Origin of the sequence: Pseudomonas thivervalensis (assembly GCF_001269655.1) — a bacterium.
GTDB lineage: Bacteria > Pseudomonadota > Gammaproteobacteria > Pseudomonadales > Pseudomonadaceae > Aquipseudomonas > Aquipseudomonas thivervalensis.
The window spans coordinates 266966-289271 of sequence record NZ_LHVE01000002.1 but is presented as its reverse complement, the minus strand read 5'-3'; the positions used below and the strand labels follow the sequence as shown (position 1 = coordinate 289271).

Sequence of the window (22306 nt, the reverse complement as noted above, 5' to 3'; positions counted from 1 at the left end):
ATTCCTGCCTTGGCCCTGTGGCCGTCGATTTCAGCGCTGCTTGTAGACGTCCCGAAGACGCGTGGTGGCGGCGGTGTGGCCGATGTAGTTACGCACGTCGGCGTGGATTACCACTTCGTCCACCATCTGTGAGACCGGCATGATCGCCCCGGCCTGTTGGTCGTAGAGGGTCTGGATCTGCGCATAGATTTCCCGCTGGCGCTCGGGGTCACGCTCGCGTTCGGCTTGCTCGATCAGTTGATTGAGCTGCGGGTTGAAGAACGAGGTGCGCCAGCCCTGGAAGTTGCTCAGCTTGGCTTCGGTGCGGTTGTCCGGGTTGTACACCAGGGCCCGCAGGCTCGAATGCGGATGACGCTCCGCCCCGCCACCGCCACGACCGACGAGGATGTCGAACTGGCGGTCGCGCATCGCCCCATAGATCTGGTTGCCGGTGCCGGTGATGATCGTCGCCTGGATACCCGCCTGGGCCAGCGTCGCCTGGAGGCTGGTGGCGATGTTGATGAACGGCGGATCGGTCAGCGAACGGATGGTCACCTTGAAGCCTTCGGCATGCCCGGCCGCCGCCAACAGGCGCTTGGCTTCGGCCACGTCAAGGCGATAGCCCGGATCGTCCAGGCGTGCCGGCAGACCCAACTGCAAGGGCCGCTGATTGATCACGCCGTAGTGCGGCATGACCACGTCGTTGATGCCCTGGTAGTCGATCAGCAGGCGGATGGCCTGGCGCACGCGGATGTCCTGGAACAACGGTTGCTGCATGCTCATCGCCACGTAGTACAGCGTGCCCCGGGCGATGCTCTGGATGCGCACTTCATCGACCTTGCCCAGCGCCTGGATGTCGGTGGCGGCCATGCCCCGGGCGACGTCCAGGTCACCGCGCTCGACCATCAGCCGCAGGGCCTGAGACTCGGTCATGTTGCGCATGATTACCCGGCGCAACTTCGCCGCGCCGCGCCAATAGTCGTCATTGCGACTCATCAGGATCACGTCATTGGCGCGCCAGATGTCGAGCTTGAACGCGCCGGACCCAGCCGTATGCGTCGCCAGCCACGCCGCGCCCTGATCGTCACTGACCTGATGCTGCAAGGCGACGCTGCGATCGATGATGAAGGCACTGGGTGAAGTCGCCAGCGTGTTGAGCACCAGCATCGGGTCAGTGACGCGTGGCAACTCCATGACAAAGGTGTGCGGCCCTTCGGCGCGCATCAGTTTGACGACGTTGTCGGCGGTGAAACCGTAGGCTTTCCAGGTGGAGGCCAGGGCGCGGTTGAGGGTGACCACACGCTGCAACGACCAGGCGACGTCTTGGGCGGTCAGTGGCGCACCGGAGTGAAAACGTACGTCGTCGCGCAGCTGGAAGGTCAGGCGCATGCGGTCGGGGCTGACGTCCCAGGTTTTCGCCAGAGCCGGAATCAGCGTGTCCGGCTGCGCCGCATCTTGCTCCAGGAGCATGTCGTAGACGTTGGCGTTGACCTCGGCGACCTCCAGCCCCGTCGCCGCGGCGGGGTCCAGGGACAGCAGGTTGATCATGCTCATACCCACCACCAATTGGTCGGGGGGCGTTTCGCCTTGGGCCAGGCTGACGGGCACCTGCACTGTACACAGGGCCACGGTGACACACAGCAGCCTGGTCAGGCGCTTGGGCCAGAGATTCATGGTTCAGTCCTTTCTTATATTTATTAAGACTTGTCGCCCGGGCAGCCATCAGCCTCAGGCGTGGAACAGGATCAATGTCGGGACAAGGTATTGGCCTCGATATACGCGAAGTTGATGTCTTCGCCCAACCCCGGCCGGTCGGACAGGTGCACAAAACCGTCGGCGTCCATGGGGTCGACGATGCTGTTGAGGTGCGCCGGGACCTCTTCATAGTCGAGGAACGGGTGCAGCAGGCCGCGTTCGTACCAACGGCAATTGCTGATGGCCCCGACCACCGCCAGGTTCGCCGCGCCGTTGCCGTGGACCTCGCAATCCATGCCGAACGACTCGGCCAGGTGCGCCACCTTCAGGCACGGCCCGATCCCCCCGACCCCGGCCACGCCGGCGCGCAGGATGTCACAGGACTTCTGGGTCACCCAACTGGCGCGGCTATGGAACTTGCCGGCGATGCTTTCCGGGCCCAGCACCGGGATGTCCAGGTTGGCCGCCAGCCAGGCATAGGACTCTGCGGAGTCTTCCATCATCGGTTCTTCGAACCAGGCGAAATTCAGCTTTTGCAGCGCCTTGCCAATGGTCAGCGCGTCCATGCGGCTGTACCAGTGATAACCATCGAGCATCAGCGCGATGTCCGGCCCCACCGCCTCACGCACGGCGGCGCAGGCCTGGATGTCCATGTGCGGATTCGGCGCGAAGGAAATCGGCGGCATCCAGGTGTGCAACTTGATGGCCTTGTAGCCGCGCTGCACCAGCTTCTCGGCGAACTGACCGTACTCGTCCGGCGTCGACAGACCACCCGGCAGGTCATCGCCGCACATCGTCGAGCCGTACGCCGGGACCTTGTCGCGATAACCCCCAATCAACTTGTGCACCGGCAACTTGAGCGTGCGCCCGGCCAGGTCCCACAACGCTTGCTCCACCAGCGCCAGCGCCCGGTCGGTGAACTGCCCGGCGCTGCCGCGCTGCCAGTGCGCCAGGTCTTGCCAGATGCTTTCACGGTCCATCGGGTTGCGACCGATCAGCACTTTGCGCACGAAGGATTCGATGATGTGCGGACGAATCAACTCAGGCGGGCCAAAGGCATAACCCTCGGAGCCATCGTCGCAGCCGATTCGCAGCAAGGCCATCTTGATCATGACCTCATCGCCCGGGTGGGCGTGACCGGCGCTGTCCTGGGCACGGCGCGAAGGTGTGGAAAAGACTTCGACGTGAACGCCTGTGATTCTCATAGAAGGGAGCACCCTGTTGTTATTGTTTATTTGTATGTCGTCATACAACGTATCGGATTATTCTGACGTTTCGCGTGGACTGTCAACCCACAAAATCAATAAAAATTGGGATGCCCTGGGGTTAGCTAGAGAAAAGAGGCTATTTTTCCTGAGAGGAACTCAGAATGTCGTCATACCACAAAGCAAAAACGATACGACTTGCCGCGGGAGGGCCCCGATGACGGAGGACTGGAAATCGAAGCGGAAGAGTAAAACCTGTGGGAGCGAGCTAGCTCGCGAAAGCAGTCTGCCTGAGGCGGTGATGTTGACTGTGCCGCCGCCATCGCGAGCAAGCTCGCTCCCACAGGGGATCTCTGGCAGACGCCGAATTTGTGAACAGCCGCAATCAAAAACTGTGGGAGCGAGCCTGCTCGCGAATGCGGTTTATCTGAGGCGGTGATGTTGGATGTGCCGCCGTCTTCGCGAGCAGGCTCGCTCCCACAGGGGATCTCTGGCGGACGCCGAATTTGTGAACAGCCGCAATCAAAAACTGTGGGAGGCGGTGGCTGCTGAGGGTGAACTCCCTGTCACAGGTTTTGTGCAGACTTTGGCTGGCTAGATCCGAGGTTTGCGCCGTCGACTCCAGACAATGCCCACCGCCGCAGCCACAACCACCACCCCGACATTGCCAAACAACCAGATCGCAAAGTTGCGGCTCTGGTCTGCTTCGCTCTCGTAGAACGGCCCGAAATAACTGCCAACGGCCATGAACGCCAAATTGAATGTGCCGACCGCCAACACGATGATCAGGAGGACGAACAAGGTTCCCTTGATGACGTTCATATGACTTTCCAGAACCAGATGTCCTTGGAATCGTGAAAGTCCGAGAACGTGCCTTCAATCGAAAAACCCATTTGTATACGTGGGTAGCTCAGCCAATCCGTCAGGCGACGGCCATCCCACAGATCGATGTGATCGCCGCTGCGGTTGGCCGTGGTTTCGTTTGCCCGACGCCAGAAGTCCTTGAAGAAAATAACGCCCTGCTGTCCGCTCAGGGTCTCTTCGAATTCCTCGCTTTTAATGGTTTTCATGGCTTGCAAGCCAGGAATCCTGGCGCGGCTCAAGGCCTTGGCGAGTTCTTCGGCGGCCAATATGTGCCCGTCGCTGTTGGGGTGTTGCCAGCAATGTCGCACGCTTTTGAGCTGACTCATGTCTGCACCAGCGCGACGCAGGGCCACGCCGAGGTTGATCGCGCATTGGTCACTGAAGTTCTTGGCGCCATTGGTTCTGCAAGGCGCGGCATCACCAAATATCTGCGGATGGCTGTTCCACAACGTGTCGAATGTAAACATTCTGCCCTCTCCATGAGTTTTTTATCCTGGACGAATAGCCTAGCAGACCCACTCGCCCCCTGGATTCGATAAGCGCTGGCGTGAGATTGAAAGCCAGTAGCTATCACCGCCCCTTTATGGATTCCTGCCCCAGGCACGGGTATCGACTGAAACCTTTCGAAATGACCCGTTTGTGATGTTTCAGCCCGACGCAAGGAGGGTTCGAGGCAACCTGTCGAGACGTACAGCCAAAGGACGGTTTTTCCCGTTAACCGTCCCCCGCAAGTTGTTTTTCTGCCTAGACTCATCATTGTTCCGCCGTGCGCTGTGTTTTGAATGAGCCCGCACGAAAATACTAAAAACAAGAGGAAAGCCCCTAATGTTCAAACCTCTCTGGAAGGCGCTCGCTTGCACATTGGCCCTCGGTGCGATGAGCACGGCCATGGCGGCAGATCCGGTGGTCATCAAGTTCTCCCATGTGGTCGCCGAACAAACACCAAAAGGCCAAGGCGCACTGCTGTTCAAGAAGTTGGTGGAAGAACGGCTGCCCGGCAAAGTGAAGGTCGAGGTCTACCCCAACTCTTCGTTGTTCGGCGACGGCAAGGAGATGGAAGCCTTGTTGTTGGGCGACGTGCAGATGATTGCGCCATCGCTGGCCAAGTTCGAGCAGTACACCAAGACGGTGCAGTTGTTCGACTTGCCGTTTCTGTTCGATGACATTTCCGCTGTGGATCGCTTCCAGTTGAGCCCTGAGGGCCAGAAACTGCTCAAGTCCATGGAAAGCAAGAACATTACCGGCCTGGCCTATTGGCACAACGGTATGAAGCAGTTGTCGGCAAACAAGCCGTTGCGTGAACCCAAGGATGCCCGGGGCCTGAAGTTCCGGGTACAGGCATCGGCAGTGCTGGAAGAACAATTCAAGGCGGTGAACGCCAACCCGCGAAAGATGAGTTTCGCCGAGGTGTACCAAGGCTTGCAGACCGGTGTGGTCAACGGTGCGGAAAACCCCTACTCGAACATCTACAGCCAGAAAATGCATGAAGTGCAAAAGTACATCACCGAGTCCAACCACGGTTTGCTCGACTACATGCTGATTACCAATACCAAGTTCTGGAATGGCCTGCCGCCGGACATCCGCACGGAACTGGACAAGATCCTGGTGGACGTCACGGCCCATGTGAACAAAGAGGCGGCGCAACTCAACGAGCACGACAAACAACGCATCCTCGACGCCAAGACCACCGAGATCATCACCCTGACGCCAGAAGAACGCGGCGAGTGGCGCGACAAGATGAAACCGGTGTGGAAGAAGTTCGAGGGCGATATCGGCGCTGACCTGATCAAAGCCGCCGAAGCCTCCAACAAGGCCCAGTGATTGGTTGGCCGATGCCGTCACCCTGGCGGTATCAGCCTGTCGTCCCCCCTACAGGAGATGTCATCCATGAACGCCCTCCGGCGCATCTGGGAACACTTCGAGGAAGGTTTCATTGCCTTTCTCCTGGCCGCCATGACGCTCGTCACGTTCGTCTACGTGGTACTCAACAACCTCTACGCGGTTTTCTACAGCCTCGGCGACCATTGGCCCGCCGCCAGCGAGCCGATGTTCGCCATCGGCGACAACATCATGGGCATGGCCCAGGCAATGACCTGGAGTAGTTCGCTGACCAAGGCGCTGTTTGGCTGGCTGATTTTCTTTGGCCTGTCGTACGGCGTGCGCACGGCCGGGCATATCGGCGTCGATGCGCTGGTGAAGCTGGCGAGCAAACCGGTGCAGCGCTTGATCGGTGTCATCGCCTGCCTGTGCTGCCTCGCCTACGCCGGGCTGCTGGCGGTGGCGAGTTTCGAATGGATCAACACCTTGATGATTGCCGAGATCGGCGCCGAGGACCTTGGCCATTTCGGCATCATGCAATGGCATATCGGGCTGATCGTGCCGGTGGGGTTCGCACTGGTGTTCATTCGTTTCGCGGAAATTCTCGTGCGCATCCTGATGAATCGCCAGACCGGCCTGGGCCTGGCCGATGAAGCGGCCGAAGCCATCAAATTGACCGAACACGAGGAAGACAAGCCATGACCATTGCCTTCCTGTTCATCGCACTGTTCGTACTGATGTTCATCGGCGTGCCCATTGCCATTTCGTTGGGGCTGGCTGGATCACTGACCATCATTTTCTTCAGTCCCGACTCGGTCCGTTCCCTGGCGATCAAGCTGTTCGAAACCTCCGAGCACTACACGCTGCTGGCGATTCCGTTCTTCCTGCTGGCCGGTGCGTTCATGACCACCGGCGGCGTGGCGCGACGGTTGATCGATTTTGCCAATGCCTGCGTCGGGCATATCCGTGGCGGCCTGGCGATTGCGGCGGTGCTGGCCTGTATGCTGTTTGCGGCGTTGTCGGGTTCAAGTCCCGCGACAGTGGCGGCGGTCGGCTCCATTGCCATTGCCGGGATGGTGCGTTCGGGTTATCCACAGGCGTTTGGCGCCGGCATCGTCTGCAACGCCGGGACCCTGGGCATCCTGATTCCGCCCTCGATCGTGATGGTGGTGTATGCCGCGGCGACCGAAACCTCGGTGGGCAAGTTGTTCATGGCCGGTGTGATTCCCGGTTTGCTGTTGGGTTTTTTCCTGATGGTGGCGATCTACATCGTCGCCGTGAAGAAAAACCTGCCGGCAATGCCACGGGCGACGCTGCGGGAATGGTTGAGCACGGCACGCCAGGCGATCTGGGGCCTGTTGCTGATGTTCATCATCCTCGGCGGGATTTATTCCGGGATGTTCACCCCCACCGAAGCGGCCGCGGTGGCAGCGGTGTATTCGGCGTTCATTGCCTTGTTCGTCTACAAGGACCTCACGTTCCGTGAAACGCCCAAGGTGCTGCTGGAGTCGGCCAAGCTGAGCATCATGCTGATGTTCATCATCGCCAACGCCATGCTCTTCGCCCATGTGCTGACCACCGAACAACTGCCGCAGCAAATCACCGCATGGGTGATCGATGCCGGGTTGACGCCGGTGACCTTCCTGCTGGTGGTGAACATCGTGCTGCTGATTGCCGGCGCGTTCATGGAGCCTTCGGCGATCATCCTGATCCTGGCACCGATCCTGTTCCCCATCGCCATGAAGCTGGGCATCGACCCGATTCACTTGGGCATCATCATGGTGGTCAACCTGGAGATTGGCCTGATCACGCCACCGGTGGGGCTGAACCTGTTCGTCACCTCGGCGGTGACCGGCATGTCCCTGCCCGCCACGATTCGTGCGGCGATGCCGTGGTTGATGATCCTGTTGGCGTTCCTGGTGCTGATTACCTATGTGCCATGGATTTCGCTGGTGCTGCCTAACTGGTTGGGGATGAGTTAAACCCTACAAACACACACCGTGGCGGGCGCAGGACAACTTGCCCGTCACAGAGGTATGGGGCCGACCTGTCGGCCCTGTGCCCTCGGACACTAAAAGGGACACCTTGCAATGCTAAAACCTGTATGCAAAGCACTCGCCTGCACCCTGGCTTTCGGCGCGTGGGGCATGGTCATGGCGGCTGAGCCGATCGTCATCAAGTTCTCCCACGTGGTAGGCGAACAAACGCCCAAGGGCCAGGGTGCGTTGATGTTCAAGAAGCTCGCGGAGGAGCGGTTGCCGGGCAAAGTGAAGGTCGAGGTATACCCCAACTCCACGCTGTACGGCGATGACAAGGAGATGGAAGCGTTGCTCCTGGGGGAGGTGCAGATCATTGCGCGATCACTGGCCAAGTTCGATCAGTACACCAAGACCGTGCAGCTGTTCGATTTACCCTTTCTATTCGACGACATCGCCGCAGTGGACCGTTTTCAGCAAAGCCCCGAGGGCCAGAAGCTGCTCAAGTCCATGGAAAGCAAGAACGTCACCGGCCTGGCCTATTGGCACAACGGCATGAAACAGCTGTCGGCCGACAGGCCATTGCGCACCCCTGAGGATGCCCGTGGCCTGACGTTCCGGATACAGACCTCTGCGGTACTGGAGGAGCAGTTCAAGGCGGTGGATGCCAAAGCCAAACCGATGATTTTCTCGGTGGTGTACCAGGGGCTGCGCACCGGCCTGGTCCACGGCACGGAAAACACCTATTCGAACTTCTACAACCAGAAGCTCAATGAGGTGCAGAAATACGTCACCGAGTCCAACCACGGCATACTCGACTACATGTTGATCACCACGTCGGACTTCTGGAACGGCCTGCCGCCGGATATCCGCAGCGAACTGGACAAGATCGTGGTCGAATCCTCCGCCCATGCCAACCGGGAAGCGGAACGATTCAACCAGCTGGACAAGCAGCACGTGCTGGACGCCAAGACCACCGAGATCATTGCCCTCACGCCGCAAGAACGCAGCGCTTGGCGTGACAAGATGAGACCGGTGTGGGCCAAGTTCGAAAAGGACATTGGAGCGGATCTGATCAAGGCAGCCCAGGCTTCCAACAAGGCCCAATGATGTAACAAGGCTGGGGATCACTTGATGCCCCTGGCTGAACACGCTCTGTGGCGAGGGAGCTTGCTCCCGCTGGGCTGCGCAGCAGCCCCCAGATATTTGCCTGACACACCGCGGTATCAGGTCTTGGGGGCGCTGCGCGCCCCAGCGGGAGCAAGCTCCCTCGCCACAAAAGCAGGCTTGGCACAATGCCTCCCCATCCCCAGCAACCCGGCACATTGCGCTATGATCCCCGCCTCTCCCTGAACAGAGTTTTTTTCGCTAATGCTGTCGTCCACCCCAGACATCACCCCTACCCTGCCCCCTGTTCTGGTCGGCCCGCTGTTACGGCGGCTGGAGCCTGCGCGCCTGGTTATGTGGCTGGTAGGCACGCGGGCGTTGGCGTTGACGCTGCGCATTGACGGTGTCGGCGATCTCGCGCTGGATGCGTCGCGCTGCACCGTGGTGCCGGTGGGGCAGCGGGCGTTTGTACACCTGATCGATGTGCGGCTCGACAAGCCCCTGCCCCAGGACGTGGCGATTGACTACGACCTACTGGTGGACGACGCGCCCATCGCCGAATGGGCGCCGCACCTGTTGTATGACGGGGCCCAGTGCCCGAACTTCATGCTGCATTCGCGCATCGAGCAATTGGTCCACGGTTCCTGCCGAAAACCCCACTACCCGACCAACGACGGCCTGCTCTGTGTCGACCGATTGTTGGCGCAAGACCCGGCGCAACGCCCGGCGCTGTTGATGATGAGCGGCGACCAGGTCTATGCCGACGACGTCGCCGGCCCCATGCTGCGGGCGATTCATGCACTGATCGAGCGCTTGGGGCTGTTCGAGGAATGCCTGGACGGCGCCGTGGTGGAAGACAGCGCCAAGCTCTACCAACACCCGGCCAGCTATTACCATCGCGCCGATTTGCTACCGGCGCTGGAGAGCAACGAAACCCTGCGCGAACGCTTTTTCGGCGGGGCGCGCAAGCCGATCTTCACCAGCAGCAGCGCCGATAATCACCTGGTGACCTTCGCCGAGGTCATGGCGATGTACTTGCTGGTGTGGTCGCCGGTGCCTTGGACACTGATCATTGTGCAGCCGCCCGAACTGACCGTCGAACGGCGCCAGCGCTACGACCTGGAACAGCAACGCATCGATGCGTTCAAGACTGGGCTGGGCGGCGTGGCACGGGTGTTTGCGCACTTGTCGTGCCTGATGATTTTCGACGACCACGACATTACCGATGACTGGAACCTGTCCGCGCAGTGGGAGGAAACGGCCTACGGTCACCCGTTCTCCAAGCGCATCATCGGCAACGCCTTGATCGCCTACATGCTTTGCCAGGGCTGGGGCAACAACCCGGATGCCTTTGCTGATGTGCTCCCGCAAACCCTGGCATTGAGCGACACCGCCCGGGACCGTTACCTCGACAGCGCGCCCCAGGACCAACTGATCGATACCCTGCTGGGTTTCCAACGCTGGCATTACGTGCTGCCAAGTACCCCGGCCTTGGTGGTGCTCGACACCCGCACCCGCCGCTGGCGCAGCGAGAACAACCTCAAGCAGCCTTCCGGCCTGCTGGATTGGGAAGCCCTGAGCGAGTTGCAGCAGGAGCTGTTGGATCACCCCTCGGCGATCATCGTCTCACCGGCGCCAATCTTTGGCGTGAAGCTGATCGAGACCGTGCAGCGGGTGTTCAGTTGGTGCGGTTTTCCGCTGCTGGTGGATGCGGAAAACTGGATGGCCCATCGCGGCGCGGCCCAAGTGATCCTGAACATTTTCCGACACTCGCGTACACCCGGTAATTACGTGGTGCTGTCGGGGGATGTGCATTATTCCTTCGTCTACGAGGTGCTGATCCCACACCGAAAGGGTGGCCCGCGCATTTGGCAGATCACCAGCAGCGGCATCAAGAATGAATTTCCACCGGTGTTGCTGGAATGGTTCGATCGTCTGAACCGCTGGCTCTACTCGCCGCGCTCGCCCCTGAACTGGTTCACCAAGCGCCGCAGCATGCGCATCGTCCCCCACACCCCGGAACACGCCGAAGCCGGAGAACGGTTGTGGAACAGCGCCGGCATTGGCCAGGTGTTCTTCAATGAGCAGGGCCAGCCCGCGCAGATCTACCAGCACAACGCCAACGGTCAACCACCGACACGCATGCGGCCGCCAAAATCGTCACCGGCCTGAAAACAGTGTGGGAGTGGGGATGGATGCAAAATTTACAGTCACAACAAAACAATTGTGGGAGCGCGCTTGCTCGCGATGACGGCGCCACAGCCTGCACCATCGGCAACTGACCCACCGCTATCGCGAGCAAGCTCGCTCCCACAGGGTTCCTTCGGTGTCAGGCAGGTCAGAACGCCAATTGCAGGCTCTGCTGACCTTCGAGGCTGAGCAGGAATTGTTTGGCTGCCAGGCCGCCAGCGAAGCCGGTGAGGCTGCCGGAGCTGCCGATGACGCGGTGGCACGGGGCGATGATCGAAATCGGGTTGCGGCCATTGGCGGCACCGACGGCCCGGACCGCCGTGGGTTGGCCGATCTGGAGGGCGATGTCGCGGTAGCTACGGGTTTCACCGAAGGGGATGGTCAGCAGTGCGTGCCAGACCCGGACCTGGAAATCAGTACCCGCAAAGTCCAGCTCCAGCTCGAAATGGCGGCGCTGACCGGCGAAGTATTCCAGTAACTGACGTTCGGTTTCCTTGAGGAGCGGATGTTGGGTGTCCTCTTCCAAAGACCCCAGGCGCACCCGATTGAGCCGCTCGTTTTCCCACAGGATAGCGGCCAGCCTTGTCTCTCGGGCGACGAGGATCAGTTGGCCGACGGGGGATGGGATGGTTTTGTACAGGGGCAACATCGAGGATTCCTTGTCAAAGCCTTTGTGGCGAGGGAGCTTGCTCCCGCTGGGTTGCGCCGTAGGAGCTGCCGAGTGCAACGAGGCTGCGATCTTGCCACAGACAATTGAGTCGTAAGCGAAAGAACAAGATCAAAAGATCGCAGGCTTCGCCAGCTCCTACAGAGCCCAGCGGGAGCAAGCTCCCTCGCCACAGGGCCCTCACCCGCTTCCGAGTTTCGCTCAACCCAACAACCCCAACGCCTTCGCCCGCGCCACCGCCTGGGTGCGGCGCTCCACGCCGAGCTTGCTGTTGATGTGGCTGGCGTGGGTCTTGACGGTGTGCAGCGAGATAAACAATTGCTCGCTGATCTCCTGGTTCGAACAGCCTTGGGCAATCAACTGTAATACCGCCCGCTCACGACCGCTGAGGGTTTCGACAGGTGCGGCGGGGTCGACCGGCTGGGCCACCGTCGAGGGCAGGCGTTCGAGCAGATGCTCGCGAAAAGTACTGGGTGGCGCGTGCAGCAACTGTTCGCGCAACCACTCACAATGTTTGCCCAGCAACCACTCGAACGGCTGCAACACTCCGCCGCTGGCGGCTTCGAAAGCCTGGGCCAAGGTGCGGCGGGCTTCGGGCTCGCGTCCGACACTCAACAGCAAGGCGACTTTCTGGTTGAGCGCCATCACGCTGAGCATTTGCCGGCCGGTCTGCTGGCCGTGTTCCAGCAAAGCATCGAGCCGCCCTTGCGCAAGCATCGGTTGACCTCGAATGGATTCCAGCACCGCCTGTTGCAGTTCGACATGCAGCGGCAGTTGCGGGTGGAACTCCGGCGGCGCGGCGGCCCGTTCGCCGGTGTAGGTCTGGCCCAGGCGGGCCAGCCAGGCCTCGGCCAGGTCGGTCCGGCCCTGGGCCAGCCAGAGTTCGCATTTGACCAGGGTAATCATCGCCAGGTAGTAGATCGGCGGAACGTCCCAGATGTGCATCAGGCGCTCGGCTTCAGCCAGTTCGGCAAAGGCCCGGGCGAACTCGCCGTTGTGGCCTTCGATACGCGCGATCACGCAGTGACCGATCAGCACGCTGATGTCGCGGCAGGCGCGGGCTTCGGTGAGGCCCGCCTGCAACCGCGCCAGGCCGGCCTGGGGCTGCATGCGCAAGGTCAGCAGGAAACCTTCGTACATGATCAACCGCGCCCGCACCGCATAAAGCCGCTGGGGCGACAGCTTGTGCAAACGTTGCAGGCCCTGGTGCACTTCATCCAGCGCCCGGAGGATCTCTCCCCGCGCTTGCAAGACCCGGGCACGGTCGTAATGGGCCAGGGCCTCGAACAGTGGGTTGCCGACCCGCTGCGCCAGCTCCAGGGAGTCGCGGTTCAGGTTCCGAGCGCGCCACAGGTCGCCGTCGGCAATCGCCAGGTTCGACAACGTGGACAGGCACATCAGTCGCTGGCCGTAGCGTTTCTGCGGCAGACTCTCCAAGGCTTCGCTGCAATAACGCACGGTGGCCTCGCGGTCGCCGCGGCCACGGGCGACGATCCCGCTCAGGGCCAGCCATTGGGCGAGCATGGATTTTTGCGCGGTGGCCGAGGGCGCCGGCAGGAAACGACTCAAGTGTGCAGCCAGCTCTTCAGCGGCGTCCAACTGGCAGGCCAGCCCCAACGCCCAGCTGTAGAGCACGATCAGCCGCGGGGTGCTGATGAGCAGGCTGTCGGGCAGGTCCATTTTCCAGCGCAGCAACATGCCGACGTTCTGCTCGGCCAGTAGTTGTTCCTCCGAGAGGTTCTGCACCAGGTTCGCCGCCACATCCAGGTGGCCGGCCCGCAGCGCCTGTTCCACGGCTTCGTCGATCAGGCCCTGGGCGTTGAACCAGCGGCAGGCCCGCAGGTGCAGGGTCGCGGCCGGGACCATGGCCGGCGCGCTGGGACGACTGCGCAGCAAATCGGAAAACAGATGGTGGTAACGGTACCAATGGCCGTGCTCGTCCAATGGCACCAGGAATACTTGGTGGGACGCCAGGTAACGCAGGATCTCGGCGCTGTCATGGGCTTCGCGCACGGCGTCGCACAGCGCGCTGCAGAAGCGTTCCTGAGGGGCCGTGTCATAGAGGAACGCCTGCACCTCGGCGGGCAGGCAATCGATGACTTCTTCGAGCAGGTAATCGCGAATCAACCCTTCGCCGCCATTCAAGGCCTGGGGCAGCAGGCCTTCAGTGCCGGCTTCAGACGCCGCCAGCAACCAGAACCGCAGTCCCGCCACCCAACCTTCGCTGCGCTGGATCAGGTTTTCCAACGCCTCACCGCGCAACGAGCTGCTGTGATGCTGAAGCAGGGTCAATGCTTCGTCATGGGTCAGGCGCAGGTCTTGTTCATTGAGTTCAAGCAATTGCCGCGACAGGCGCAGGCGCGCCAGGTGCCAGTCCGGACGCTGGCGGCTGGTGACAAGGACCAGCAGACCGTCGGGCAGGTGATTGAGGAAAAATTGCAGGCAGCGATCCAGCACCGGGCTTTGGGCCAGGTGGTAATCGTCCAGGACCAGCAACAAGGGATTGCGCGGCGACAAGTGCGTGGACAGTTCGTCCAGCAAGCCATCGAGCCATTCTTCGAAGGCAAAGGGCTGGTGGCGCTGGCGCATTTTCAGCAGCCCGAGTGCGCGGCCGCCCAGTTGCGGGAAAAAGGCCTGCAGCCCTTCGAGCAAGCGCTCCAGAAAACGCCCCGGATCGTTGTCCCGGGCACTGAGCCCCAGCCAGAGGCTTTGCCAATAACCCGGCAGGCTCTGGCAGAACTCCACCGCCAGGGAGCTTTTACCGAACCCCGCCGGGGCACTGACCAACAGCAACCGGCCGCCGAGCCCAGCGGCCAGACGCTCGCACAACCGCGGCCGCACGACATGGCCGTCGGGCAAGGGCGGGCGGTAGAAACGCCCGTCCTGTACCGCGATGGCTGCGCGGGCAGAATCCGGAAGTGAAGACAAATCAGTCATGGCCGGCTCTTGTTGGAATGCGGGTGGCGGCGTTGCAGATGTCCGCAGACTAGCGGTAAACGAGGAGGTATTGAAGGGAGTGCTACAAATGGCTACAAAAAGACTACATGCCGCCCGACGTGAAAGATTCAGGCAGCACCGCTCTTGTGGCGAGGGAGCTTGCTCCCGCTGGGTTGCGCCGTAGGAGCTGTCGAGTGCAACGAGGCTGCGATCTTGCCACAGACAATTGAGTCGTAAGCGAAAGAACAAGATCAAAAGATCGCAGGCTTCGCCAGCTCCTACAGAGTCCAGCGGGAGCAAGCTCCCTCGCCACAGGGGTTTTGGGTTGGGAAAAAAAAACGCCCCGAACCAGTCGGGGCGTTGTTTCGAGGATGCGGCCTCGGGTGGAGCGGTTTAGCGGATGCCGTCCTGACGCAGTGCGTTCGGGGTGAAGTCGGCGGTGGTGGCGGTGAAGCCGAAGTCGTAGGCCGATTTCTCTTCGTTCTTCATGCCCAGCGCCAGGTAGCGGCCGGACTGCAGGTCGTAGAGGGTTTCCAGGGCGTACCACGGCACTTGCTTGTCGTAGTAGTTCTCGGCATGGGCCTCGGCCACGCGCCACAGTTGGCCACGACCGTCGTAGTGGTCGATCACCGCGGCTTGCCAGGTGTCTTCGTCGATGTAGAAGTCACGCTTGGCGTAGATGTGACGCTGGCCTTCCTTCAGGGTCGCGGTCACATGCCAGACACGACGCAGCTCGTAGCGAGTCAGGTCCTGGTTGATATGGCCGGCCTTGATGATGTCGGCGTACTTGAGTTGTGGCGAATCGATCTTGTAGCTGTTGGCGGCGATGTACAGCTCTTTCTTGCCTTCCAGCTTCCAGTCGTAGCGATCCGGGGCGCCGTTGTACATGTCCAGGTTGTCGGAAGTACGCAGGCCGTCGGCGGCGGTACCCGGGCCGTCATAGGACACTTGCGGGGCACGACGCACACGGCGCTGGCCAGCGTTGTAGACCCATGCCGAACGCGGCTCCTTCACTTGGTCGAGGGTTTCGTGCACCAGCAGCACGCCACCGGCCAGGCGCGCCGGCGCGGTCACTTGTTGCTTGAAGTAGAACAGGATGTTGCCTGGGTTGGCCGGATCGAAATCCTTCATCTTGTCGCGGAACACGAACTGGTCGCGGAAATACACCAGGCTGTAGGAGCCGTTGGGCTGCGGGGTGGCCTGGGTGACCAGGCGCGTCACGCTGCCGCCGCGATAGCGGGTGATGTGGTTCCAGATCACTTCCACGCCGCTCTGGGGAATCGGGAACGGCACGGCCGTCTCGAAGTTCTCCAGGCCGTTGCCGCCAGACACCAGCTTGGTGTTGACCGCATTCTTCTTGATGGAGGCGAACACCTCGTCCGGCACGGTGGCGCCGCGATGGGTCGGGTAGACCGGCATCTTGAAGGTTTCCGGGTAGCGCTTGAACATCGCGTACTGGCCCGGGGCGAGTTTGGCCTTGTACTGCTCGACGTTCTGCGCGGTGATGGTGAACAGCGGTTTCTCAGTCGGGAACGGGTCGGCAAGGAAGCCCTTGCTGTCCACGGCACCGGCGTTCTTGGCCATGGGCTTCCAGGCCGAGATCGAGCCATCGGCATTGCCGGCCATCTCGGCGCCCATCGGCGTCAGGCTCTTGCCCAGTTTGTCGGCCTCGGCCGCGGGTACCGCCGCCATGACGCTGGCGGCCAGCAGGGATAGCCCCAAAACACCGGCCTGCATCAGATTCTTTGTTATTTTCATAGTGTGTCGTCCTGAAATTCGGTGCTTAGAAGGTCACGCCGACGCTGAGCGCCAGGAAGTCACGATCGTCCACGGTACTGAAGTCGCCACCAAAGAAGTTGGTGTAGGCCAGGCTGGCGTTGTAGGTGTTCTGGTACTCGGCATCCAGCCCGAGGCTGACGGCTTTGCGACCTTCTTCGAAGTTGGCGCCTGGGCCTGGCGAGTAACCCTTGACGTCATGGGACCAGGCCACGTTGGGCTTGAGGTTCACGCCAGCGAATACGTCCGGGTATTCCCAGATGGCGCGAGCGCGGTAGCCCCAGGAGGTGGCGGTGGTGAAACCGTCGTTGTTGCAGTTGCTGTTGACGTCGTTGATGGTCTGGCCGCCACCAGCCGCAGTCGAGGTGTTGAGCAAGCCGCAGAACCCGTTTGGCAATTGGCCCGGGCCGAACACCGGGTCACGGCCGTAGCGCGCGTCGGACTTGCTTTCCAGTCCGCCGACGTGGGTGATGCCGACTTCGCCTACCAGGGTCAGACGACTGGCACCCATGACCTGATCCAAAAAGTGGGTGAATGTGGTCTGGAATTGAGTGATCTCTTTACGGTTATAGCCATGCAGGTCCTGGCCCGGCGAGCCTGGGAGCAACGATGCATTGCCCAGCCCTGGAAGCGGCGTCACACCGGCGAAAAGGATATCCGTGGTGCTCAGTTGCACCGGGGCATTCGGGCGATAGCTCAACTCACCGCTCCACGCCGTACCGGTAGGCAGCGTGGTGGAGAAACTCAAGCCGTAGAGACGGATGTCTTCAGGATATTCGACGAAGTAATTCGAGTTGCCCGCAACCAGCAAAGGTGCCAACCGGGCGAACGCAGGCGGCAAGCCTGCCGCAAGATCATAAATGGACTGTGGCGCGCCGGTGGCACTGAAAATCGGCGCACGGCTGTGGTAGTTCATGAAGTAGGCACCGAACTCGGTGTCCAGCGGCTCGAACATGTACTTGAAGGACACACCCCACTGGCCACTGTCGCGAGCATCGCGATCCGGACCGCGACGCACCAGCACGCCTTCTTCGTTGACGTCGACACCAAGCGCCTCCGCTGGGCCCAATGCAGCGGCCGGGAGCGTCGAACGCTTGTTCAGCACCCGCAGGTTATCGCTACACCCATCGGCAATCACGTCCGGCTGGGAGAAGAACGTGCCGCAGTTATCCACCACGGTCTGGTCCCACTCCAACTGGTAGAACGCTTCGGCCGACAGGTTGTCGGTCAGGCTCTGGGAGACGTAGAACATATTCACCGGGATCAAGCCTTCCTTGACCTCGGCACCTGGGCGACGGAACGCGGACACGTCGACCGGGTTGATGGAGTTGATGCCGCCCTGGATGAAGGTACTTTCACCCCAGCTGACCACTTGTTTGCCCAAGCGGACCGAACCCGGCTGATCGGCAATGGCGTAGTTGTGGTAGACGAATGCATCGAGGATCTGCCCGCCGGAGGACTGGGCGCCTTCCTTGCGGTTGTTGTCGCTGATGTCCTTGTACAGGCGATGTTCGTCCTTGAGCTCGAAGTCGTACCAGTACTTGCCGCGCACGAATACGCCGGTATCGCCGTACTTCAGTTCCAGGTCATGGATGCCCTTGAAGATCTTCGAGAAGGTTTCCCCTCGCTTGAAATTCAGGTGGCCGTCGTCGGAGGTCTGCGACAAACCCTTGCCGCCATTGTTGACGCCGATCAGGTCCTTGTTGGCTTTGGCCGTGGACCAGCTCGCACCGACCGACAGGGACGAGTCGAACTGGCCTTCGATTTCACCGATGTTGAAACTGACGCCGAATGCTGGCCCGGCGAGCGAAGAGGCGAGACTGACCGCCAGAGGCAGTTTTGCCCGGCGCCAGAACGTGGTTGCTGAGGTCATCGACGCTACTCCATGTGCATTATTGTTATGGCAATGGACATTTCAAGAACACCTCGGCGGCAGGGAGCGGCAGCGTCCCGACATCCGTCGAAGTCGCATCGCCCTTTCGTGAGTGCGCCCCGTTCTTGAGAATCCGTGAGCGGACTATAGCCAGCAGGTAGTACGGCTTGATCCCTCTAAAGTGTGATTTGCAGCCCTCAACCACTCTGGAACAGTCCTTTCGCCAGGCCGACAGATGCCGGCACGGCAAGGATGGCTGAAATTTTCGGTTTGACAAGGCAAGCGCTTGCTTGGTGGGGCTGCCGTGCCCTTTTGGGCACGGCAAAAAGGCCTAAAGCGTGGAGAGGAAAGTGCTGTTGTTGCTCTGCCATTCGGTGATGTCGACGCGGATGCGCTTTTTGTCGAGCTTGCCGACGCTGGTCTTGGGAATTTCCGTAACAAGGGCGATCTGACTCGGGATCGCCCACTTGCTCAAGTGCCCCAGCTCGACGAACGGCTTGAGGTGTTCCTTGAGTTCGCGAGCCCCAATCTCATGCCCTTCGCGAACCACCAGCAAGGCAAACGGCCGCTCGCCCCACTGCGGATCGGGAATGCCCACCACTGCTACTTCGCGTACCGCCGCGTGACGACTGATGAGGTCTTCCAGGTCCAGGGAGGAGATCCATTCGCCACCGGTCTTGATCACGTCCTTGATGCGATCGCGGATGTCGATAAAGCCCATGTTGTCGAGCGTGGCGACGTCGCCGGTGTGCAGCCAGCCGCCGGCCCAGAGCTCGGCGCCCTTCTGCGGCTCGTTGAAATAGCCTTCGGTGAGCCACGGCGCCCGTAGCACCAGTTCACCCTGGGTCTCGCCATCGGCCGGCAGGAAGTTGCCCTCGGCGTCGACGATCGCCGCTTCCACCAATGGCCCCGGCACGCCGGCCTTGATCCGGTACGTGGTGCGCTCGTCTTCGCTGCCGGCCATCAGCTCAGCATTGAGGTGGGCGCAGGACACCAGCGGGCCGGTTTCCGACATGCCGTAGGCGGCGGTGAGCTGGATGCCCCGGGACTTGGCCGCTTCGTACAGGCTGCGGTTCAGGGCGCTGCCGCCGATGACGATTTTCCAGCCGCCGAAGTCGGTGTCCTGGGCGCCCTTGGCATTGAGGACCATTTGCAGGATGGTCGGCACGCAATGGGAAAAGGTGACCTTTTCCTTGCGCCACAGCTGGACCAGGAACTCCGGATCGTAGCGCCCCGGGTAGACCTGCTTGAGCCCGAGCATGGTCGCCACGTAGGGCAGGCCCCAGGCGTGGACATGGAACATTGGCGTGATCGGCATGTACACGTCGTTGGTGCCCAGCAGCCGCACGCTGTCGATAGCCCCCATGATGGTCGCCACGCCCATGGTGTGCAGCACCAGTTGCCGATGGGTGAAGTACACACCCTTGGGGTTGCCCGTGGTGCCGGTGGTATAGAACGTGGTGGCGACGGAGTTTTCGTCGAAATCCTGGAAGTCGTAGGTGGGGGCGGCGGCGGCCAGCAGTTGCTCGTATTCACCCACCAGGTTCGGCAGGTCGGCGGTTTTTTCCGGCAGGTCTGTCAAAAGCAGGGTCTTGTCCACCGTGGTCAGGTGCCCGGCAATCGCCTGGTACAAGCCGACGAATTCGCTGTTGACCAGCACGAAGCGGTCCTCGGCGTGATTCATGGTGTAGACGATCTGCTCCGGTGACAGGCGCACGTTGATGGTGTGGATCACCGCGCCGATCATCGGGATCGCGAACATGCATTCCAGGTAACGATGGCTGTCCCAGTCCATCACCGCCACGGTATCGCCGGCCTTGACCCCCGCCTCGGTCAACACGTTGGCCAGCCGCGCGACCCGTTCGATCAGCGTCGGATAGCTGTAGCGCAACTGGTCGCGGTAGATGATCTCGCGGGTTTTCTCGTAACGCGTGCCGGACATCAGCAGCCGCTTGATCAGCAGCGGGTATTGATAGGCGCCTTCGGCGGGAGGAATAACGCGAGTCTGCAACATAAGAGTCCCTTTTCTGACTGCACGGTCTTGGCTGGAAGCAAGCACTCTAGAGCGCTTACGCACGGATCAAATCAGCCAAAGGAATGATTTGATCCGCGCGAAAATACTAGCCATGAGCCATGTCCAGGACTGTAGGAGCTGCGTAGGAGCTGTCGAGTGCAACGAGGCTGCGATCTTTCCCCTGCCAATTGAATCCAGAGCAAAAAAACAAAAGATCAAAAGATCAAAAGATCGCAGCCTTCGGCAGCTCCTACACAAAGCGAGAGTGCGTGGATCAGTGCGACTCGGTAAACGCCAGCTTCACCCCGATGGCAACGAGCACCGCGCCCATGGTCCGGTCGAACCAGTGGCCCATGCGCGCGAAACCGGCGCGCACCCGCTGCTGGCTGAACAACAGCGCCACCAGGCAGAACCAGACGGCCGTCGCCAGCGCCAGGTACACGCCGTAACCGGCCTGGATCGCCAGTGGCGTATGCGGGTTGATCACCACGGTGAACAGCGACAGGAAAAACAGCGTCGCCTTGGGGTTCAGCCCATTGGTGACAAAGCCCGAAATGAACGCGCCACGGGCGGTACGCTCACCGACCTCCTGGTGCAGGTTTTCCTCGGCCGGCTTGGCCGGTTGCGCCCGCAGTGCCTTGAAGCCGATGTACAACAGGTACGCGGCAGCGGCCCACTTCAGCGCATTGAACAACACGATCGATTGCGACACGATCAGGCCAATGCCCAGCAACGAATAGCCTACGTGCAGGAAAATCGCCGTGCCGACACCCAACGCCGTCCACGTCCCGGCGCGCCGGCCATGGGTCACGCTTTCGCGCACCACCACGGCAAAATCCGGCCCGGGACTGGCGACGGCCAGAAGATGGATCAGGGCGACGGTGAGGAATTCGGTGAGGTACATGGTGGGGTTCCTTACGACAATCTTTTGTTGGATGACATCCCGTGGCGAGGGAGCTTGCTCCCGCTCGACTGCGCGTAGGAGCTGTGTAGGAGCTGTGTAGGAGCTGTCGAGTGCAACGAGGCTGCGATCTTTCCCCAGACACTTGAATCTCAAGCGAAAGATCAAAAGATCAAAAGATCAAAAGATCGCAGGCTTCGCCAGCTCCTACAGAGCCCAGCGCTTGCTCCCTCGCCACAGGTATACGCCGCCATGGCAGCATTCCATCTGATAGGCTCGCCACATTACGCCTTCGGTTCTTGACATAAAAGGTACAGCTGATGACGAACACCGCCCGCGCCGTTTTCCTCGACCACCCTTCCCTGGACCTCGGCGACCTGGACCTGGGCCCGTTGCGCAGCTGCTTCGGCGAACTGCAACTGTTCGCCCGGACCACGCCGGACCAAGTGACCGAGCGGCTCAAGGGCGCCACTGTGGCAATCACCAACAAGGCCGTGATCGATGCCCAGGCCATGGCCGCCAGCCCCGACCTGAAGCTGATCCTGATCAGCGCCACCGGCACCAATAACGTCGACCTCGCGGCCGCCCGCAGCCATGGCATCACCGTGTGCAATTGCCAGGGCTACGGGACACCATCGGTGGCCCAACACACCATCATGCTGTTGCTGAACCTGGCGACGCGCCTGGCCGATTATCAAAAAGCGGTGGGCGAAGGCCGCTGGCAGCAGGCTTCGCAGTTCTGCCTGCTGGATTATCCGATTGTCGAACTGGAAGGCAAGGCCCTGGGCCTGCTCGGCCATGGCGAGTTGGGCGGCGCCGTCGGGCGGCTGGCCGAGGCCTTTGGCATGCGCGTGCTGCTGGGGCAGATTCCCGGGCGCCCGGCCCGCCCCGACCGCTTGCCGCTGGAACAACTGTTGCCGCAAATCGACGCCCTGACCCTGCACTGCCCGCTCAACGAGCACACCCGCAACTTCATCGGCGCCCGGGAACTGGCACTGCTCAAGCCCGGTGCGTTTGTGGTCAACACCGCCCGCGGCGGCCTGATCGACGAACAGGCCTTGGCCGAGGCACTGCGCAGCGGTCACTTGGGTGGCGCCGCCACCGACGTGCTCAGTGTGGAGCCGCCGACCCAAGGCAACCCGCTGCTGGCCGGCGACATTCCACGGTTGATCGTCACCCCCCACAACGCTTGGGGCAGCCGCGAGGCACGGCAACGGATCGTCGGCCAAATGCGCGAAAACGCCCAGGGCTTTTTCAGCGGTACAGCGCGGCGTGTCGTCAGTTGATAAACTGCCGCACTTTTT

16 protein-coding genes are annotated in these 22306 nt (G+C 61.2%); 6 read left to right on the top strand and 10 right to left on the bottom strand.

Annotated elements, in window-relative coordinates; translation table 11 throughout:
• Positions 1-30: 30 nt before the first annotated feature.
• The 4 genes from AD659_RS03915 to AD659_RS03900 all read right to left on the bottom strand — a co-directional run bounded on the left by AD659_RS03915 (position 31) and on the right by AD659_RS03900 (position 4210).
• On the bottom strand, positions 31-1653 hold the full coding sequence (locus AD659_RS03915; protein ID WP_053118541.1) for an ABC transporter substrate-binding protein: 1623 nt from the start codon (positions 1651-1653) through the stop codon (positions 31-33).
• 71 nt (positions 1654-1724) lie between these two features.
• Positions 1725-2879 (bottom strand): mandelate racemase family protein, encoded by a 1155-nt coding sequence (locus AD659_RS03910; protein WP_053118539.1) that lies wholly within the window; start codon positions 2877-2879, stop codon positions 1725-1727.
• A gap of 594 nt (positions 2880-3473) precedes the next feature.
• The gene (locus AD659_RS03905; protein ID WP_053118537.1) at positions 3474-3701 is read right to left on the bottom strand and encodes a hypothetical protein; all 228 of its coding nucleotides are present in this window, start codon (positions 3699-3701) and stop codon (positions 3474-3476) included.
• Complete coding sequence (locus tag AD659_RS03900) at positions 3698-4210, bottom strand: type VI secretion system amidase effector protein Tae4 (RefSeq protein ID WP_053118535.1); 513 nt, start codon at positions 4208-4210, stop codon at positions 3698-3700. Before AD659_RS03900 ends, AD659_RS03905 begins: the two co-directional genes overlap by 4 nt.
• A gap of 358 nt (positions 4211-4568) precedes the next feature.
• On the opposite strand from AD659_RS03900, the gene dctP reads away from it, so the two are divergent.
• From dctP to AD659_RS03875, 5 genes are all read left to right on the top strand, one after another.
• Positions 4569-5564 (top strand): C4-dicarboxylate TRAP substrate-binding protein DctP, encoded by a 996-nt coding sequence (gene dctP, locus AD659_RS03895; protein ID WP_053118533.1) that lies wholly within the window; start codon positions 4569-4571, stop codon positions 5562-5564.
• A 66-nt stretch (positions 5565-5630) separates the two neighbouring features.
• On the top strand, positions 5631-6263 hold the full coding sequence (locus tag AD659_RS03890; RefSeq protein WP_053118531.1) for a TRAP transporter small permease: 633 nt from the start codon (positions 5631-5633) through the stop codon (positions 6261-6263).
• Positions 6260-7543 (top strand): C4-dicarboxylate TRAP transporter large permease protein DctM, encoded by a 1284-nt coding sequence (gene dctM, locus AD659_RS03885; RefSeq protein ID WP_053118529.1) that lies wholly within the window; start codon positions 6260-6262, stop codon positions 7541-7543. The genes AD659_RS03890 and dctM overlap by 4 nt, the downstream gene beginning before the upstream one ends.
• Before the next feature lie 108 nt (positions 7544-7651).
• Positions 7652-8647 (top strand): TRAP transporter substrate-binding protein, encoded by a 996-nt coding sequence (locus AD659_RS03880; protein ID WP_053118527.1) that lies wholly within the window; start codon positions 7652-7654, stop codon positions 8645-8647.
• A gap of 261 nt (positions 8648-8908) precedes the next feature.
• Positions 8909-10816, top strand: a complete 1908-nt coding sequence (locus tag AD659_RS03875; protein WP_053118525.1) for an alkaline phosphatase D family protein — start codon at positions 8909-8911, stop codon at positions 10814-10816.
• A 166-nt stretch (positions 10817-10982) separates the two neighbouring features.
• On the opposite strand, the gene AD659_RS03870 is transcribed toward AD659_RS03875, so the two are convergent.
• From AD659_RS03870 to AD659_RS03845, 6 genes are all read right to left on the bottom strand, one after another.
• On the bottom strand, positions 10983-11483 hold the full coding sequence (locus AD659_RS03870) for a methylated-DNA--[protein]-cysteine S-methyltransferase (RefSeq protein WP_053118522.1): 501 nt from the start codon (positions 11481-11483) through the stop codon (positions 10983-10985).
• 219 nt (positions 11484-11702) lie between these two features.
• Positions 11703-14438, bottom strand: a complete 2736-nt coding sequence (locus tag AD659_RS03865) for a winged helix-turn-helix domain-containing protein (RefSeq protein ID WP_053118521.1) — start codon at positions 14436-14438, stop codon at positions 11703-11705.
• Positions 14439-14831: 393 nt separating this feature from the next.
• On the bottom strand, positions 14832-16196 hold the full coding sequence (locus tag AD659_RS03860; RefSeq protein ID WP_053118519.1) for a DUF1329 domain-containing protein: 1365 nt from the start codon (positions 16194-16196) through the stop codon (positions 14832-14834).
• Positions 16197-16221: 25 nt separating this feature from the next.
• Complete coding sequence (locus tag AD659_RS03855) at positions 16222-18087, bottom strand: DUF1302 domain-containing protein (RefSeq protein ID WP_053118516.1); 1866 nt, start codon at positions 18085-18087, stop codon at positions 16222-16224.
• Between the two features lie 331 nt (positions 18088-18418).
• Positions 18419-20101: a fatty acid--CoA ligase gene (locus AD659_RS03850; protein WP_053118515.1), complete on the bottom strand. Its 1683-nt coding sequence runs from the start codon at positions 20099-20101 to the stop codon at positions 18419-18421.
• Positions 20102-20375: 274 nt separating this feature from the next.
• Entirely contained in the window at positions 20376-21005 is a 630-nt protein-coding gene (locus AD659_RS03845) for a LysE family translocator (RefSeq protein WP_053118513.1), read from the bottom strand.
• Between the two features lie 317 nt (positions 21006-21322).
• Here AD659_RS03845 and AD659_RS03840 point away from each other — a divergent pair, with 317 nt between their 5' ends.
• Positions 21323-22288: a 2-hydroxyacid dehydrogenase gene (locus AD659_RS03840; RefSeq protein WP_053118512.1), complete on the top strand. Its 966-nt coding sequence runs from the start codon at positions 21323-21325 to the stop codon at positions 22286-22288.
• Positions 22289-22306 lie beyond the last annotated feature (18 nt).

What these genes read in the sequence shown, in the direction of transcription:
- AD659_RS03915 (WP_053118541.1), bottom strand. Translation starts at nt 1,653, where the DNA reads ATGAATCTCTGGCCCAAGCGCCTGACCAGGCTGCTGTGTGTCACCGTG.
- AD659_RS03910 (WP_053118539.1), bottom strand. Translation starts at nt 2,879, where the DNA reads ATGAGAATCACAGGCGTTCACGTCGAAGTCTTTTCCACACCTTCGCGC.
- AD659_RS03905 (WP_053118537.1), bottom strand. Translation starts at nt 3,701, where the DNA reads ATGAACGTCATCAAGGGAACCTTGTTCGTCCTCCTGATCATCGTGTTG.
- AD659_RS03900 (WP_053118535.1), bottom strand. Translation starts at nt 4,210, where the DNA reads ATGTTTACATTCGACACGTTGTGGAACAGCCATCCGCAGATATTTGGT.
- dctP (WP_053118533.1), top strand. Translation starts at nt 4,569, where the DNA reads ATGTTCAAACCTCTCTGGAAGGCGCTCGCTTGCACATTGGCCCTCGGT.
- AD659_RS03890 (WP_053118531.1), top strand. Translation starts at nt 5,631, where the DNA reads ATGAACGCCCTCCGGCGCATCTGGGAACACTTCGAGGAAGGTTTCATT.
- dctM (WP_053118529.1), top strand. Translation starts at nt 6,260, where the DNA reads ATGACCATTGCCTTCCTGTTCATCGCACTGTTCGTACTGATGTTCATC.
- AD659_RS03880 (WP_053118527.1), top strand. Translation starts at nt 7,652, where the DNA reads ATGCTAAAACCTGTATGCAAAGCACTCGCCTGCACCCTGGCTTTCGGC.
- AD659_RS03875 (WP_053118525.1), top strand. Translation starts at nt 8,909, where the DNA reads ATGCTGTCGTCCACCCCAGACATCACCCCTACCCTGCCCCCTGTTCTG.
- AD659_RS03870 (WP_053118522.1), bottom strand. Translation starts at nt 11,483, where the DNA reads ATGTTGCCCCTGTACAAAACCATCCCATCCCCCGTCGGCCAACTGATC.
- AD659_RS03865 (WP_053118521.1), bottom strand. Translation starts at nt 14,438, where the DNA reads ATGACTGATTTGTCTTCACTTCCGGATTCTGCCCGCGCAGCCATCGCG.
- AD659_RS03860 (WP_053118519.1), bottom strand. Translation starts at nt 16,196, where the DNA reads ATGAAAATAACAAAGAATCTGATGCAGGCCGGTGTTTTGGGGCTATCC.
- AD659_RS03855 (WP_053118516.1), bottom strand. Translation starts at nt 18,087, where the DNA reads ATGACCTCAGCAACCACGTTCTGGCGCCGGGCAAAACTGCCTCTGGCG.
- AD659_RS03850 (WP_053118515.1), bottom strand. Translation starts at nt 20,101, where the DNA reads ATGTTGCAGACTCGCGTTATTCCTCCCGCCGAAGGCGCCTATCAATAC.
- AD659_RS03845 (WP_053118513.1), bottom strand. Translation starts at nt 21,005, where the DNA reads ATGTACCTCACCGAATTCCTCACCGTCGCCCTGATCCATCTTCTGGCC.
- AD659_RS03840 (WP_053118512.1), top strand. Translation starts at nt 21,323, where the DNA reads ATGACGAACACCGCCCGCGCCGTTTTCCTCGACCACCCTTCCCTGGAC.